12 protein-coding genes, 3 tRNA genes and 1 other RNA gene are annotated in these 13,976 nt (G+C 46.9%); 4 read left to right on the forward strand and 12 right to left on the reverse strand.

Annotation, left to right across the window (positions count from 1 at the left end; translation table 11 throughout):
• Positions 1–103 precede the first annotated feature (103 nt).
• The 3 genes from ssrA to LG201_RS02225 form a co-directional block, all read right to left on the reverse strand.
• Positions 104–466, reverse strand: a transfer-messenger RNA (tmRNA) gene (ssrA, locus tag LG201_RS02215).
• 181 nt (positions 467–647) lie between these two features.
• Complete coding sequence (locus LG201_RS02220) at positions 648–2,858, reverse strand: EAL domain-containing response regulator (RefSeq protein WP_226770548.1); 2,211 nt, start codon at positions 2,856–2,858, stop codon at positions 648–650.
• Between the two features lie 12 nt (positions 2,859–2,870).
• Positions 2,871–5,060: an HDOD domain-containing protein gene (locus LG201_RS02225; RefSeq protein WP_226770549.1), complete on the reverse strand. Its 2,190-nt coding sequence runs from the start codon at positions 5,058–5,060 to the stop codon at positions 2,871–2,873.
• Between the two features lie 434 nt (positions 5,061–5,494).
• Between LG201_RS02225 and LG201_RS02230 the strand changes: the two genes are divergently transcribed.
• Positions 5,495–5,863 (forward strand): thioredoxin family protein, encoded by a 369-nt coding sequence (locus LG201_RS02230; RefSeq protein WP_319006032.1) that lies wholly within the window; start codon positions 5,495–5,497, stop codon positions 5,861–5,863.
• A gap of 67 nt (positions 5,864–5,930) precedes the next feature.
• On the opposite strand, the gene LG201_RS02235 is transcribed toward LG201_RS02230, so the two are convergent.
• A complete protein-coding gene (locus LG201_RS02235) occupies positions 5,931–6,461 on the reverse strand; it encodes a peroxiredoxin (RefSeq protein WP_226770550.1) in 531 nt (176 codons plus the stop codon).
• Positions 6,462–6,669: 208 nt separating this feature from the next.
• On the opposite strand from LG201_RS02235, the gene LG201_RS02240 reads away from it, so the two are divergent.
• The 3 genes from LG201_RS02240 (at position 6,670) to LG201_RS02250 (ending at position 7,409) form a co-directional block, all read left to right on the forward strand.
• Positions 6,670–6,745: transfer RNA gene (locus tag LG201_RS02240), tRNA-Val, on the forward strand.
• Between the two features lie 51 nt (positions 6,746–6,796).
• Positions 6,797–6,873: transfer RNA gene (locus LG201_RS02245), tRNA-Asp, on the forward strand.
• 122 nt (positions 6,874–6,995) lie between these two features.
• Complete coding sequence (locus tag LG201_RS02250; protein WP_226770551.1) at positions 6,996–7,409, forward strand: surface-adhesin E family protein; 414 nt, start codon at positions 6,996–6,998, stop codon at positions 7,407–7,409.
• A 2-nt stretch (positions 7,410–7,411) separates the two neighbouring features.
• Here LG201_RS02250 and LG201_RS02255 read toward each other — a convergent pair whose 3' ends face one another.
• The 8 genes from LG201_RS02255 to ahpF all read right to left on the reverse strand — a co-directional run bounded on the left by LG201_RS02255 (position 7,412) and on the right by ahpF (position 13,939).
• The gene (locus LG201_RS02255; protein ID WP_226770552.1) at positions 7,412–7,903 is read right to left on the reverse strand and encodes a hypothetical protein; all 492 of its coding nucleotides are present in this window, start codon (positions 7,901–7,903) and stop codon (positions 7,412–7,414) included.
• Between the two features lie 487 nt (positions 7,904–8,390).
• Positions 8,391–9,284: a DUF4394 domain-containing protein gene (locus LG201_RS02260; protein ID WP_226770553.1), complete on the reverse strand. Its 894-nt coding sequence runs from the start codon at positions 9,282–9,284 to the stop codon at positions 8,391–8,393.
• A 259-nt stretch (positions 9,285–9,543) separates the two neighbouring features.
• Positions 9,544–10,071 (reverse strand): cupin domain-containing protein, encoded by a 528-nt coding sequence (locus LG201_RS02265; RefSeq protein ID WP_226770554.1) that lies wholly within the window; start codon positions 10,069–10,071, stop codon positions 9,544–9,546.
• Positions 10,072–10,234: 163 nt separating this feature from the next.
• Positions 10,235–10,675 (reverse strand): hypothetical protein, encoded by a 441-nt coding sequence (locus LG201_RS02270; RefSeq protein ID WP_226770555.1) that lies wholly within the window; start codon positions 10,673–10,675, stop codon positions 10,235–10,237.
• Positions 10,676–10,981: 306 nt separating this feature from the next.
• Positions 10,982–11,548 (reverse strand): DUF262 domain-containing protein, encoded by a 567-nt coding sequence (locus LG201_RS02275; RefSeq protein WP_226770556.1) that lies wholly within the window; start codon positions 11,546–11,548, stop codon positions 10,982–10,984.
• A 240-nt stretch (positions 11,549–11,788) separates the two neighbouring features.
• Positions 11,789–12,052 carry a hypothetical protein gene (locus LG201_RS02280; RefSeq protein ID WP_226770557.1) on the reverse strand — a complete coding sequence of 88 codons (264 nt, stop codon included), beginning with the start codon at positions 12,050–12,052 and terminating at the stop codon, positions 11,789–11,791.
• 169 nt (positions 12,053–12,221) lie between these two features.
• A tRNA-Arg gene (locus LG201_RS02285) sits at positions 12,222–12,296 on the reverse strand.
• Between the two features lie 86 nt (positions 12,297–12,382).
• Positions 12,383–13,939: an alkyl hydroperoxide reductase subunit F gene (gene ahpF, locus LG201_RS02290; protein WP_226770558.1), complete on the reverse strand. Its 1,557-nt coding sequence runs from the start codon at positions 13,937–13,939 to the stop codon at positions 12,383–12,385.
• Between the last annotated feature and the right edge of the window lie 37 nt (positions 13,940–13,976).

Genomic DNA, 13,976 nt, shown 5'->3' on the forward strand with positions numbered 1-13,976 from the left:
TGTGTCAATAGATGGGATTGGACAGCAATAAACAAAAAACCCCGGGATCACTGGGATTTACCGGGGTTTGTTGTACTGCTCTGAATTGCGTTGAACAGGTATTTGGTGGAGCCGGGGGGAATCGAACCCCCGTCCGCAAGCACTCTACAGACAGTTCTACATACTTAGCTGTGTTGTTTAATTTAACCTGATGCTCACCAACGAGCAAGCAAACAGCAGGCGAGTTACCTTGGATTTAATGTCGTACTAAGTAACCCAATACAACACGATCCTCTCTTAATGACGCTGCTGTGGGTTTCCCCACCCGACCGAGAGGCCCTTCGGTGCAGCGTCCAGCCGGGATTAAGCGGCTAGAGCGTAAGTTTCGTCGTTTGCGACTATACTTTTTCTAGTTTATTTACGAGGTGACTAGGCCTCGGTATGCCCTGCGCTGCTTTGCAACCCACGTCGAAACCTAGTCGGCCCCTGAGGTGTAAAGCTATTACTACGACTTGTCATTGTGGATTTGGTTTCTTAATCCGCAATTTTCACGTCGAGCTGAGAATTATACCTTTTCCTGTGTGGTTACGCTGAGGTTTGTCGCAGTCGGACTAGCGCTGGTAGTAAGTTTGATCAGTATGCCATTGCAGAAAAACAGCACCAGTTCATCATAAGGGTAATAATTCGTTCAAATGCTTGGTGTGTTTGAACAGTAGTTTTTGGTCTCTGAGTATTTTGGTGATCTCTTCAGCGGGGAGAGGCTTGCTGAAGAGGTAACCTTGCATTTTGTGGCATCCCATATTTTGCAGGGTTTTCATTTGTTGAATCGTTTCAACACCTTCTGCGATCATGTCCAGGCCGAATCCTTTTGCAATGCCGGCAATGGCGGTAATGATGGGAACGCTTTCGTTGATGGTGTTGATATCGCCGACAAAGGATTTATCGATTTTAATGTTGTGGATAGGGAATTGTCTGAGGTAGGAAAGCGATGAGTAGCAGGTGCCAAAGTCATCCAGGGCAATTTTAATGCCGTGATTGCCTAGGGTCTTGAGCTTGGTAATGGCATTTTCAATATCGCGTACCAGCAGGTTTTCGGTGATTTCGATCTCGAAATTATCCGGGCTGAGTTGATGGGCTTCAATCCGTGCAATGGTGTTGGTGACGAAATGTTCTTCTTCAACCAGCTGGGGGGAAATATTGATGGCAAGGCTAAATCCTATCAGGCCATTTTGTTTCCACTCATACATTTGCTTGCAGGCTTCCTCCAGTAACATCTCGCTTAGCGGGGAAATCAGTCCGGTTTCTTCAGCCAGAGGGATAAATTCTGTGGGCGAGATCACGCCTAGTTCAGGATGGTGCCAGCGGGCTAATGCTTCCAGGCCCACGATTCGGTGGGTTTCTATATTGATTTGTGGCTGATAGTGAAGAATGATTTGTTTTTTCTCAATAGCTCGCCTGAGTTCGTTTTCCATGGATAGTTTCTTATGGAACATCGCATTCATGCTGGCTTCGTAGTATTGGAAGCCATTCTTGCCACGCCACTTCACATGGTACATGGCGATATCTGCACTTTTGATTAGGGTTTCCATGGAGTCGCCATGATCTGGATAAATGGCAATCCCAATACTGGATGAGATAAATATTTCTCTATCATCCAGTAGGAACGGGCGTTTCAATTCCTCCACGATTTTTGCCGCCACCCGGCTGGCATCATCGGCTTGTGGCAGGTCATGCAGCAGCAATGTGAATTCATCGCCCCCCATGCGCGCCAGGGTGTCCTGCGCGCGCAGGCAGCCTGCCAAACGGTGAGCAACATGCTTGAGCAGTTCGTCGCCATATAAATGCCCCAGCGTGTCATTGACCCATTTGAAGCGGTCCAGATCAAGAAACATAATGCCCAGGTTTTGTTTGTTACGCTTGGCATGATGTAGCGCTACGTTCAGTCTGTCCTTGAACAATGCGCGGTTGGGCAGGCCAGTCAGGGTATCGTGGTAAGCCTGGTGGGTGATGGCTTCTTCCACTTTCTTGCGGTCACTGATATCGCGAGCGACACCGTAGGTTCCACTGAATGGCGTACCAAACTCAGGGTTATCACTGTAGATGCCGGTGGCATTCAGCACCACTGTGATGAAATTGATTTCAAAATGACGAACTTCAGTATCCCGGTCTTTACACTTCAAGCGTAGCTCGATATTGCTGGCGGCTCGATTGCCCGTCCGGCGCTCGTTGAAGGCATAGCGCGCACGGTCAAAATCATCGGTGTAGATAAGCTCGGTATAGTGTTTACCGATGAGTGCTTCTCGCTTGTAGCCAAGCAGGGTTTCAATACGCGTATTGATAAAGGTAAAGCAGCCATTGTCATCCAGGGTGTAGATAATGTCCGGTGAGCTGTTGACCAGGTAACGATAGAGGTTTTCCGACTCTTCCAGCCGCGCATTGATACTGCGGTTTTGTGTTTCCAGACTGGATTTTTCAATGGCATTTTCAATGGTACGCAGCAGCTCTTCAGGCTGGTAAGGCTTGCGTACAAAGTCATAAGCACCTAATCGCATGGCTTCGATGGCAGCATTCAGGGTCTTGGTGCCACTGATGACAATGACCGGAATGCGGCGATTATGTGTTGCCAGTTCTGTCAGTACGTCAAACCCATTCATGCCAGGCATCGAAAGATCCAGCAACATCAGGTCAAACCTGATATCGGTGATCAATTGCAGCGCATCTTTGCCTGAACTACAGACCTCAGCGGTGTATCCATTTAGTTCCAGCAGATACTGCAGGCTTTCTGCCAACCGTGCATTGTCATCAACAATCAGCAAGCTTGGCTTGGACATGACCTTATCCGTGCTATGCGAAAGGGATGTAGACGTTTGTTGAGCCATGGGCGAGTTGCCTTAGTGAATGGATGATGTTGCTTGTGTGCTGGCTTGTAGCGGTAGTCTTACATCAAAGCTGGTGCCAGCGCTGGAGGTGCGACAGGCGATACTGCCGCAAAGACCTTGAATGATGTCATAGCTAATGGTCAGTCCAACGCCGCTGTGATCGCCACCTTTGGTGGTAGCGATGGGGCTGAATAATTGGCTCAATACATCTTCTGGGATACCAGACCCGGTATCGCTGATTTGAATCAGTATGACGGGTGGCGCTCCTGCTTGATTCTCCAGGTAGGTGGCAAACGTCAATGTGCCACCCTCACTCATAGCTTCTGCAGCATTGCGTATCAGGTTTACCAGGACTTGCCGGACTTGATACGGAATGGTGGTGATGAGGGGCAGGTTGGGTGCCAGGTTTTGCTGAATTTTGATACCGGCAGGTTGCAGGTAGGTTTGCTTGTGCAGGGTAATCAGATCACTGATTAACTGGTTAATATCCACACTGGATGCCGCATGATCCTGGTTTTTTGAGTAGAGATCGCCAATCATTGTGCCAACGCGATCAATTTCTTCATTGACGATACTGATGTCGCGGTTAGGCAGGCCATTCAACAACATTTTCTGCTCCAGAATCGCCAGATAGTTCTTGATGGTGGTCAGCGGGCTACTGGTTTCATGCACAAAGCGCTTAAGGCGTTCCTGGTGTGCCGCATTTTCAAGTGCTGCATTTGAAGGCTCCGTATTGGCTGCAAGCCTCATGGCAGCAATACGGGCCAAGGCGGATGGAATGGCCAGCTGTTGATGGGTGAGCAGGAATTCGGATTGATTCAATGCAAATACCATGACGCCATTCAATGTGCCCTGGTGGGACATTGGAATACACAAGATGCCTTCGCTACCACTCAAGCGAATTAATTGCTGGTCAGGCAGTGATGCCTTGAAGCCATCAAATGCCTGAAAGCTGTGGCATGGCAGTTTTTTGAGCCAGGAGGCCGTGATAATGCTGATGGCCGGTTTGAGCGGGAAACGGAAATCTTTCATCCATTCCTGTTCGGCTGACATGGGGGATCCTAACAATGCTTCCTGATTGTCATCGGGCAAAAACAGCATGACTTGTCTGGCATTACACACCAACTTGGACAGCTTGGGTAATAACTCAAACAAATCATCCAAGTCAGTTTTCTGATTACAAGTGGCTTCCATGTGGTTGACTAGCGCGGTATTGAGGGCGCCTTGCACCAGCTTGTTCTTGCCAGAATCAGGTTTTGCTGTAATCGGACTAAAATTTTTACTTAACGCTTGTACCAATGCCTCGATGTCCGGGGCGATATTGTCCAAATCCTGAGTGGTGGTGTGAGCCGTGCCGACCTCAATGCCGAGCGAGTTGGCAAGAATGTGTACCTGTGCCAGGCCAATACTCATGATTTCATTGATGACAGTGGTGTCCAGGTCAAACCATTTCTTTGCCAGAATTAAAGCTGATTGTCTTTCCTTGGTACGCTCTGTCAATAAGAGGTTGGCTAGGTAAACAATTTTGACCAGTGGCGGGGTGTGCTCGATTTGCGCGGCTGGCAAGTGGTGGTAAGAAACCGCATCCTCAAGAAACGACTTGATATTCCAGTTCCGGATAATCCATGCACCTAGCTCGCAATGGTCAATCCCGAAGTGAGAGGTCTCACTTTCGATATAGCCAGGTAGGGAGTCATCAATCGCAAAAAAAGCGGGGTATTTATTTTTAAAGCCGCTGAGCAAGCCTAGGCGACCAATATTGTGTAACAAACCTGCGATGTAGACTTCGTCTACTGCGGCGAAGTTGATTCGATTGGCTAGGGCTTTGGCAATTACCGCACAGCGTAGGGAGTGATACCAGTAATGCTCAAGGTCGTGATTGCTCTGTTCGTGATAGTCATTGAACATGCGCTGGCAAATGATGCTGAGTGTCAGCATCTTCACCATGTCCCACCCTAGAATCATGATGCCAGTGCGGATGGATAAAATAGATTTCTGTTCTCTGCGATAGGCTGCAGAGTTAGCTACTTCCAGCACCCGTGCGCTGATGACAGCGTCCATCTCAATTAAATGTGCGAGTTGTTCTAGGCCAGAGTTTTCATCTTGTAGGGTTTCAAGAAGTTTGGTCAGAATCTGTGGAACAGAAGGTAATGCACTGATCGTGGCATTATTTAAAACAATCTGAGCACCTGCACTACGCATTATCAAGCATTCCCCATAGAAATTTCATCATTGCTAATTACAGTCATCATGATTGGCCAATTTTCTTATGGTTTTGCCGGCCTGATCTTACAAGCTTATTTAATTATTTTAGAGTCGTTATGGACTGCTGTATGGTGTTGATTCGAATACTTCTTCGAGTTACTTAAAGAAAGACTTTAACACTGGATTGTAAGTTAGTTAATAGTTTTTTGCAGCTAGCACCAATAAATCATAGTAATAACGGGTTTTAATTCAGGATTTTTAGGGTGAAGGCAGAGTTTTACATCATCTTTACCGTTTGCTTCATCCATATGACGAAGGATTATAAAGCCTTGGTCGGTAGAGACACCCTGACGATTTCGGGAGACTTTGACATTGTTGTGTGTTGGCGCAGCCGTTAGACTGAAGTTGCAAATACTATTTAATGAGGAGCAATGATGGCGGTTTTACAGCTTGATAAAAACAATTTTAAGCAGACGATTGAGAACAATCCATTTGTCATCGTGGATTTCTGGGCACCATGGTGTGAGCCATGTATGTCGTTTGGCGAGACATTCCAGTCTGTGTCGGAGCAGCATGCCAATATTGTATTTGGCCTGGTCAATATTGATGAAGACCCAGAAATCAGCAATTACTTTAATGTGAAGCAGATTCCGGCCGTGCTCGCTATACGCGATCAAGTAGTGGTGGATGCTCAAGTGGGCGACATGACGGCACCTGAATTTGAGAAAACAATCAAGGTGTGGGGTGATTTTGATCTGAGCGAGGTTAATCGCCATTTTGACGAGAAGGCTGCAGTTTAAAGCGCAGTATTTATCGTTGGAATAAAAAAAGCCGGGATGCCCGGCTTTTTTTATTAGCCTGATCTGTTTATTGTTTCAGCTTCTTCAGGTCGTCAATGATTTCCTGTGAGTGCCGCGAGGTATCTACGCTGAGATAGGTTTTGGCGATATTACCCTTTGGGTCAACCAGGAATGTATAACGTTTGGCGATCTTGATAATGCCCAGGTTGGTGAGGGCGCCATAGCTGTCAGCCACTTTACCGTCAGCATCTGAGAGAAGAGGGAAGGGCAGGCTGTACTTTTCGGCGAATTTGGCATGCGAGTCAGAGTCATCAACACTGATGCCCACGACTTTGGCGCCCAGTTTTTCCAATTGGAATAAATCGTCCCGGAAGCTGCATGCTTCTTTGGTGCAGCCAGGGGTGTCATCTTTGGGGTAGAAATACAATACCAGCCACTGGCCTGAATAATCTGACAGGCTGTGATTCTGTTTTTTTGCATCAGGCAGTGTAAATGTTGGGGCTGCGGAGCCTGCTTTGGGGGTAGAAGCGGCATTGGCAAAGCGGAAAGCTACCAAAGCCAGTCCCATAATGATGAGCGCTGCAATAATTTTGATCATGATTTCTCCAGGAATTATTAACAGGAAAAATTACCCTGTTTTGTACAAGCACTACAGCAAGTGATTGAAATGTAATGCCATAAGTATACCTTGCCTGCCACGCTTGTATTTGCTCCCTCGCAGACAATTTCATCTTTATGAAAAAATTGCTGATTACCCTCTTTTCAAAACTAAAAATTACTGTAGAATCCCGCTCCTCAGTCAGGCAGGGTGCTTAGCTCAGTTGGTAGAGCGTCGCCCTTACAAGGCGAATGTCGGCGGTTCGACCCCGTCAGCACCCACCATCCGCCTGAGTGGAAAAAGTCGCAGGTGTTGCATCACATGCGCATAGTTTAGGAGTGGTAGTTCAGTTGGTTAGAATACCGGCCTGTCACGCCGGGGGTCGCGGGTTCGAGTCCCGTCCACTCCGCCAAAATAAAAAAGCGAGCCTTGTGCTCGCTTTTTTATTTTCTATATCGCAGATATGCGTCATTTGCCGAATATCCTGCATAACGACTTTACGACACAATGATCGAAACCATCAGGGAAGTGCTCATGAAGTCGGTCATTCTGTCTTTTGTTTGTTTTATCTTTTCGCTGTCTGCCCATGCTGTTGAATGGGAGTCGCTGGTGAAAACCCATGAATCAGAATTGCTGGTTGATCTTGATTCCTATGACGAGCGGGATGCATATTCATCCATACTTTCGAAGGTAGTGACATATCCAGTAAGCAACAGCAAGATAAAAGCTGAAATTAAGCAGGCAACTGTCAGCCAGACGGCACTGGAGTTTGATTGCAGAGAACAGACTTATCGTACCGTGAGAACTTCTTGGTATGACGCTAGTGGCAAGTTATTGAGTAAGAAGACAGGTAGTAAACAATTTCAGCCACTAAGTCACGACAGCACGGCTCAAACTATTGCCACGTTGGTATGTCAGGTCAGGAGGATGGTAAATCCTCAAGCGTGAGCTTAGTTCATGACCACGTTGGGCTTGCGCCTCATGCCAGTGAAGCCTAGTGCAATAAGGCCACAAAGAATTATCGCAGCACTGTTGGGCTCTGGAACAGGCGAGATTGACGACTCTAGAGTGAAGTTGGATGCCCCCAGAGAGCCCCCCGCATTGGTCAGGACAATATCCTCGCTATAAAGTAGTAGAGAGCCGCCAGCGCCGCTATATGGGTAGGGCTGAGAGGTCTGTGTGTATGAGTTAAGGGTATATATAGGTGTATTTACACCCAATTCTCCGCCCGTCGATAATGAAATACCGCCTGGAGTTAGTAATACGCTACGTGCATCCGGGAATACGTTGTTAACTCCCGTCCAAATCTCTGATACACGAGCACTAAAGTTCGCGCCCATGAAGATACTGTTCGCCGTCAGGGTGATAGCGAAAGCATGAATATCCAGGTCATCAAGATGTAAATCCCCGTCAGCTTGTATGGTCACGTTTTTGCTAGACAAGATGCTGCCGTCATTCAGGGATAAATTGCCCGCGCATAAAAAAGACACTCCATCATCATTTGAAGAAGACAGATTCCCGGAACAGGCTATCTCTTGAATATTGAATGATGAGTTTGCATAGGACGCCAGTGGAAATACAAGGCCAAGTAGAAGCAATATGTGACGCATGATGTGTGTGGTCGTGATGTAATCAGCCGCATCATAATGGTGCCATGTGACTGGCGTGCTTGCATCGGCATAGGCCGAAACTAGTCCCTAGATACTTGCTGAATAAAGGCAAAAAAAAGCGCCATACCGGGGAGGGAGAGGGCGCTTTGGTTCTCAAGAGAGAACAAAAATGCAACATCAAGGGAGCCACTTGGAGAACATCAGACATTATTTAATGGCATTGGATATGGCAAAACAATAGGACAATATTACAAAGCGAGAATATTTATTCAGGCGATAAAAAACCCGCTGGAGCGGGTTCTCTTCAGGCAACTAGATATTACGCCTTACGCTTGCGACGCGCTTGAAACCCAATCAGTCCCAGGCCAGCCAGAATCATGGCATAGGTGCCTGGTTCTGGTACTGCCGCCACTGCTGCCAGGGTGAGGCCATTGATGGTGCCGATGAATCGGGCTGATTCGGTGGCAAGACCCGTGTTCAAGTCAATGGAGAACAGGCCAGTCTTCAAGAGACCATCATCGTAATTGATCGCTGCATAGGCAGAACCGCTGTTTAACAATTCAAAACCGTTAGCACTTAACGCATCTACACCAAGGGAGCCAATGTTGGTGAGCGTGGGGTTATTGAACCCTGTGGCAGCAAAGGATAGCGTATTGTCAGCACTGTTCAGATAGTAAAGGCCGGTACTTGCTGGCGCGTCACTCACGCTTGGATCTGAGTTGGTATAGGCAACAGCAGAGAAGCCTGCTGAAATGGAGGTGGCGGTGGTAACAGCCCCTGTGGTGACATTAATAGCGTAGTTATCGCCTGTACTGCTGACTAAACGCAAGGATGCATTGGGGGTTCTATCAGCAACAGGGTTGAAATCGATGCCATATCCCTTAGACGTGGATACGATATTGCTCGATAGATTGGCTACGAACGTGCTTGAACCTGTGACGGCATCAATCGTGAAAATCTTATTGGTGGCTGTAATGCCATATATCTGATTATCCGAAGGACGCAGATCAATGCCAATAAAAGACTCCCCAGCCGCCGCGCCAGAAATGGTATTGAAAGCTGAAGTGTCGATCAACGCACTTGCGCTATCGAAAATGCCGATCTGATTGTTGCTGTTGAGCGCTACCAGGCTGACCGCATGGGCAGGCAGAGCAATGAAACCGAGAGACAATGTAAGGGCTGAGGCCGTAAAAATACTTTTAGCGTTATTCATAAAGATTCCTAGCAGATAGTTGGAGGAAACTGCATATAGGCCGAGGTGTGCTTTCTCGGTACGAGAACTCTATATTTGTAAATGATTGTTAAGAGTCAGTGCTATCTGATTTTTTTGTAGGAATAATCTGAATTACGTAGTGTTGGCGATTTCTCTATGTAATATATATAAGCATAATGAGGAATGGCCTGCAGTTTTGCAGGCCATTCTTATACGCGGTACTGTATTTCAAAACAGTGCGTTGATCTGTATATATTGTTTATTTCTTTTTACGCGGATCATCAGCCGGATTGGTATAGCTAATGTCCCATGGGCCAGTCGCTATCAGCTCAACAATGGTTTCTTCTTCATTCGTCCACACATAATGTGAGTGGCCTGCGGGCAAAACAAAACTTTCTCCTACCTTCAGTATTTCACCATTATTCTTATCCAGCGTTTTCCCCATACCATTGCCCAATTTACCCTTCAACACTGTAATGACTTCAGTAAAGGGGTGTGTATGCGCAGGGATAGGGTAGTTGGGTGGGAATTTGAGCCAGACTATAAATACACCGGGTTTTGAGGGATCACCAAGCAATAATGCGCTTTTAGCCCCCTTGGGCAGTATAGGTTCATCTTTCCATTTCAGTTGTTCCGCACGAAATGACTGCATTTTATCTGCAGTCATGCGGTCAATCAGGTCAGCTGCATTGGCATTCATGGCTGCCATCAATAAACATGTGGTGACGAAAATTTTCCTCATCGCTTTCTTCTCCAAAAATAAATATTTATTTCCCTCTTTAATCAAAGGGTTTCTTTACATCAGTTTACGTAATGTAAGACTTGGATAATGAATGGTGGGGGGGTGATAGAACAACAGGAAAAAAACTGAGAAGTACCTCATGAAAATAATGGTTCACCCCTCATGATTATTACAGGGTGTTGCTATAGGCAATGACTCCAATATGCTGTTAATCCAGATTGTGATGGTTACCCGATTCTGGCTGCCGAGCAATATCAGTATTGATACCGTCAATAGACTTAATGATCATATATTGGTCTGCACTAAAATATTGCTGTAGGCGAGACTCCAATTCATGCGCATGATCACCATGTGTAGGCTGAGCCGGCTGGGTATGAAATACTAATTTTGGGTAAACATCTTCAACGGAGAGTTTCTTCCAAATACTGTATTGAACTAATGTCCGACCTGCAATTAGATCCTTATTATTGGCAGGAGCACAGATTATTCGAAAGTCGTTTTCAGGAAAGATATGTGTAAGGTGCTTATGTACGATCGCCAAATGCACAGGCGCATCAAAAGGCATGGTGGTTAATATCATTTTACCCAAATCATTAAGCCCACCTCCTGGAATTCGGGCGATTACCAAGCAAATCATCTTAGTTACCATCAGTATATTTTCTTTATTAACACTATCTCAAAAGATGTCTCAAAGGATGATCCTAAAGATATTAAGGGTAATGTTCATAGCACCATTAATGAGGCTGCTAACAGCCAGGGGAGTGGTTCAGGTACAATTGAATAGGTTTGCAATGTCAGACATTTCCCTATAGTGGGGCTTGAGAAACAAAGCTAATATCTCTCCGCTGATTAGTTCAAACAGGGCTTCAACCCTTTCCCCCTGGCCCGCTTATACTCGGACAATAAGTCGTTTGGCTAATCAGCTATCCCACCTTGTGTCATAATTTTCTGTCGGCTACTGCACCTTTGCCTTCACCAGCTCAGTCTCTTTTTTAATACGCTTTGTTGAGTCCTGCTCAAGTTTTCCATAATTCAAGTGATCGTGAATCGAACGTAGCTGCTGCAGGTCATTTGTATACTGAAGCTCAAAACACGGGAAACGCTGATTGTAAAAGCGTCGCTCCCTCGTGAGCTCATCCAAATCATCGTGATGCACCCCATTAAAGATAGTGAATTTATTTTCTGTAAAATCGCGAATTGCCGTAATTCGGTTCATTCCATCCAGTAACCAGCCTGACATCGGTTTCACCCCACTGGTTCGCCACTGCAGAGCATGCAGGACGTAGTAGCCGATAGGGATCCCAAGGAAAATATTCTCCACGAATCGAGCTTGCCTTTCCTTGTTCCAGTCTGATTTCTGGCTCCAGGGGGGAAGCACAAAGTTCACCAATGTTTTTTCACTTTTCAGCGAAGGCAGTTGAGGCGAAATGGCAAAAATATGCCCTATGGGATATTCATGTGGAACACCGTATAGCAAACGATCAGGCAGTAATGGAGATTTTTGATGTGGTACATCGGTCATAGATACAATCCTTTTATGATGAAGTGCTCAATGTCTACATTAAGGTTATCTATAATTCCGATACTCCTTGCCAGGAATAGTTCCTTGGAGTTGCATTAAGCAGAGTGGCGATATCTCAGTGGATACTTACCCACTGGCAGAGTAAGGATTGCTCGCTCATTATCCTGCCAAGTGTGTTTTTTCTGTTACTTACCTTGGGTATTGGGATATTAGTATTCAGATTTTTGTCGTTATGACGTATTAGCGTTGTTGCCAATCGTATTTTTTGTCATAAGGCTTGGACTGGTTTAGGTTTTCATCCCTGTCATTATTGATAGGGCGTGGAGCTAAGTCCATGGGGCGATCCTGATAAGTATTCAAGGGTTCACGGTGACCGCTACGGTCATATTGGCGGATGCTTTCAACCTGCTGCCGTTCTCGGGTTTGTTGCTTGGATTCATTGGAACTTTCAGCATGAGCCAGGCTGGATATTGTGAGAAGTATGAATATAAACGAATGTTTCATTGGCTTTTCCCACTGTAAGATAGATATCTGCGGTCTTAACAACAATCGTATGGCGACCATAGCCATAGTCGCTCAAGTTTGAATGTCGTTTGGCGGGAATTGATGAGTAGAAACAACAAACCCCGTAGTCGTTAAGATATCACGGGGTTGGAGGCGCTGCTTTAGATTGTGGTGTCCCCGTCAGGACTCGAACCTGAAACTGACCCTTAGGAGGGGCCGGTGATATCCGTTTCACCACGAGGACAGCCAGCCGCTATTCTACCTTTTAAGCAGACTTAACGGTACTGTTTCGAACGGTTTTTGGCCATGTTAAACAGCACCGTTATTGGCTCAGGAGCGAATCAGGTGTTCAAATGCGCCCAAGGCTGCCTTTGAACCTTCGCCCATGGCGATGATGATTTGCTTGAATGGTACGGTGGTCACATCGCCTGCCGCAAATACGCCGGGTACCGAGGTTTGTCCCTTGGCATCGACTTCTATTTCGCCGAACTTGCTCAAGGCAACGGTATCCTTGATCCAGTCGGTGTTGGGTACCAGACCGATCTGGATGAATACCGCAGCCAGATCTACCCGGTGAGATTCACCCGTCTGGCGATTGGTATAGGTGATACCGTTGACCTTTTCCCCATCACCATTGATTTCACTGGTTTGTGCGCCAGTGATCACGGTCACGTTAGGCAGGCTGAACAGTTTTTTCTGCAAGACGGCATCAGCACGCAATTCACCATTAAACTCAAGTAAGGTGACGTCCTTCACAATACCTGCCAGATCAATGGCTGCTTCCACGCCAGAGTTCCCACCGCCTATGACGGCTACACTCTTGCCCTTGAACAATGGCCCATCGCAGTGAGGGCAGTAAGCCACGCCCCGTCCACGATATTCCTGTTCGCCTGGCACATTGATTTTCCTCCAGCGTGCTCCTGTAGAGACGATGACAGACTTGGATCTGAGCACAGCCCCACTTTCCAGACGGACTTCCATGAGCCCGTCATGACTGGCTGCAGGCATCAGGGATGCAGCACGTTGCAGGTTCATGATGTCAACATCGTAGCTCTTGACGTGCTCTTCCAGTGAGGCTGCCAGCTTGGGGCCATCAGTTTCCTTGACTGAGATGAAGTTTTCTATCGCCATGGTGTCCATGACCTGTCCGCCAAATCGATCTGCGACCAAGCCGGTGCGTATGCCTTTACGCGCAGAGTAAATGGCAGCTGAAGCGCCAGCGGGCCCACCACCCACGATAAGTACATCGTAGGGGGCTTTTTCTGATAGTTTTTGTGCTTCTTTGGCGATGGCACCAGTATCAATCTTGTTGAGGATTTCTTTCACACCCATGCGGCCATGACCGAATTCCTGGCCATTGAGGAAAATGGTGGGCACTGCCATGATACGCCGCTCGTTGACTTCATCCTGGAACAGGGAGCCGTCTATCATGGTATGACGAATGTTAGGGTTGATGGCGGACATCAGATTCAAAGCCTGAACTACCTCGGGGCAGTTATGGCAGCTTAATGAGATGTACGTTTCAAAATTGAATTCACCCTCTATGCCACGAATCTGTTCGATCACTTCAGCCTCGGCCTTGGGCGGATGGCCGCCAACTTGCAATAAGGCAAGCACTAGTGAAGTGAACTCGTGACCCATGGGGATGCCAGCAAATCGTATGCCGATGTTTTTGCCAGGGCTGTTGAGAGCAAACGAAGGCTTGCGTTGGTCGTCATCATCACGTTGTTGCACAGAGATGAGGGGAGACAGGCCCTTGAGATCGTCCAGCAGTGACAGCACTTCTCGCGATTTGTCGCCGCTGTCTACTGAAGCCACGATCTCGATCGGCTGTGTCACCTTATCCAGATATGCTTTTAATTGGGTTTTGATATTGGCATCCAACATGATGTGTTCTCTTTTCTTTAACGCTGAGTAAAAATGG

The sequence above is a fragment of the Methylobacillus gramineus genome (assembly GCF_020532675.1).
Taxonomy (GTDB): domain Bacteria; phylum Pseudomonadota; class Gammaproteobacteria; order Burkholderiales; family Methylophilaceae; genus Methylobacillus; species Methylobacillus gramineus.

Excerpts from the sequence above, each read along its gene's own strand:
- LG201_RS02220 (WP_226770548.1), bottom strand. The coding sequence starts at position 2,858 with ATGGCTCAACAAACGTCTACATCCCTTTCGCATAGCACGGATAAGGTC.
- LG201_RS02225 (WP_226770549.1), bottom strand. The coding sequence starts at position 5,060 with ATGCGTAGTGCAGGTGCTCAGATTGTTTTAAATAATGCCACGATCAGT.
- LG201_RS02230 (WP_319006032.1), top strand. The coding sequence starts at position 5,495 with ATGATGGCGGTTTTACAGCTTGATAAAAACAATTTTAAGCAGACGATT.
- LG201_RS02235 (WP_226770550.1), bottom strand. The coding sequence starts at position 6,461 with ATGATCAAAATTATTGCAGCGCTCATCATTATGGGACTGGCTTTGGTA.
- LG201_RS02250 (WP_226770551.1), top strand. The coding sequence starts at position 6,996 with ATGAAGTCGGTCATTCTGTCTTTTGTTTGTTTTATCTTTTCGCTGTCT.
- LG201_RS02260 (WP_226770553.1), bottom strand. The coding sequence starts at position 9,284 with ATGAATAACGCTAAAAGTATTTTTACGGCCTCAGCCCTTACATTGTCT.
- LG201_RS02270 (WP_226770555.1), bottom strand. The coding sequence starts at position 10,675 with ATGGTAACTAAGATGATTTGCTTGGTAATCGCCCGAATTCCAGGAGGT.
- LG201_RS02275 (WP_226770556.1), bottom strand. The coding sequence starts at position 11,548 with ATGACCGATGTACCACATCAAAAATCTCCATTACTGCCTGATCGTTTG.
- LG201_RS02280 (WP_226770557.1), bottom strand. The coding sequence starts at position 12,052 with ATGAAACATTCGTTTATATTCATACTTCTCACAATATCCAGCCTGGCT.
- ahpF (WP_226770558.1), bottom strand. The coding sequence starts at position 13,939 with ATGTTGGATGCCAATATCAAAACCCAATTAAAAGCATATCTGGATAAG.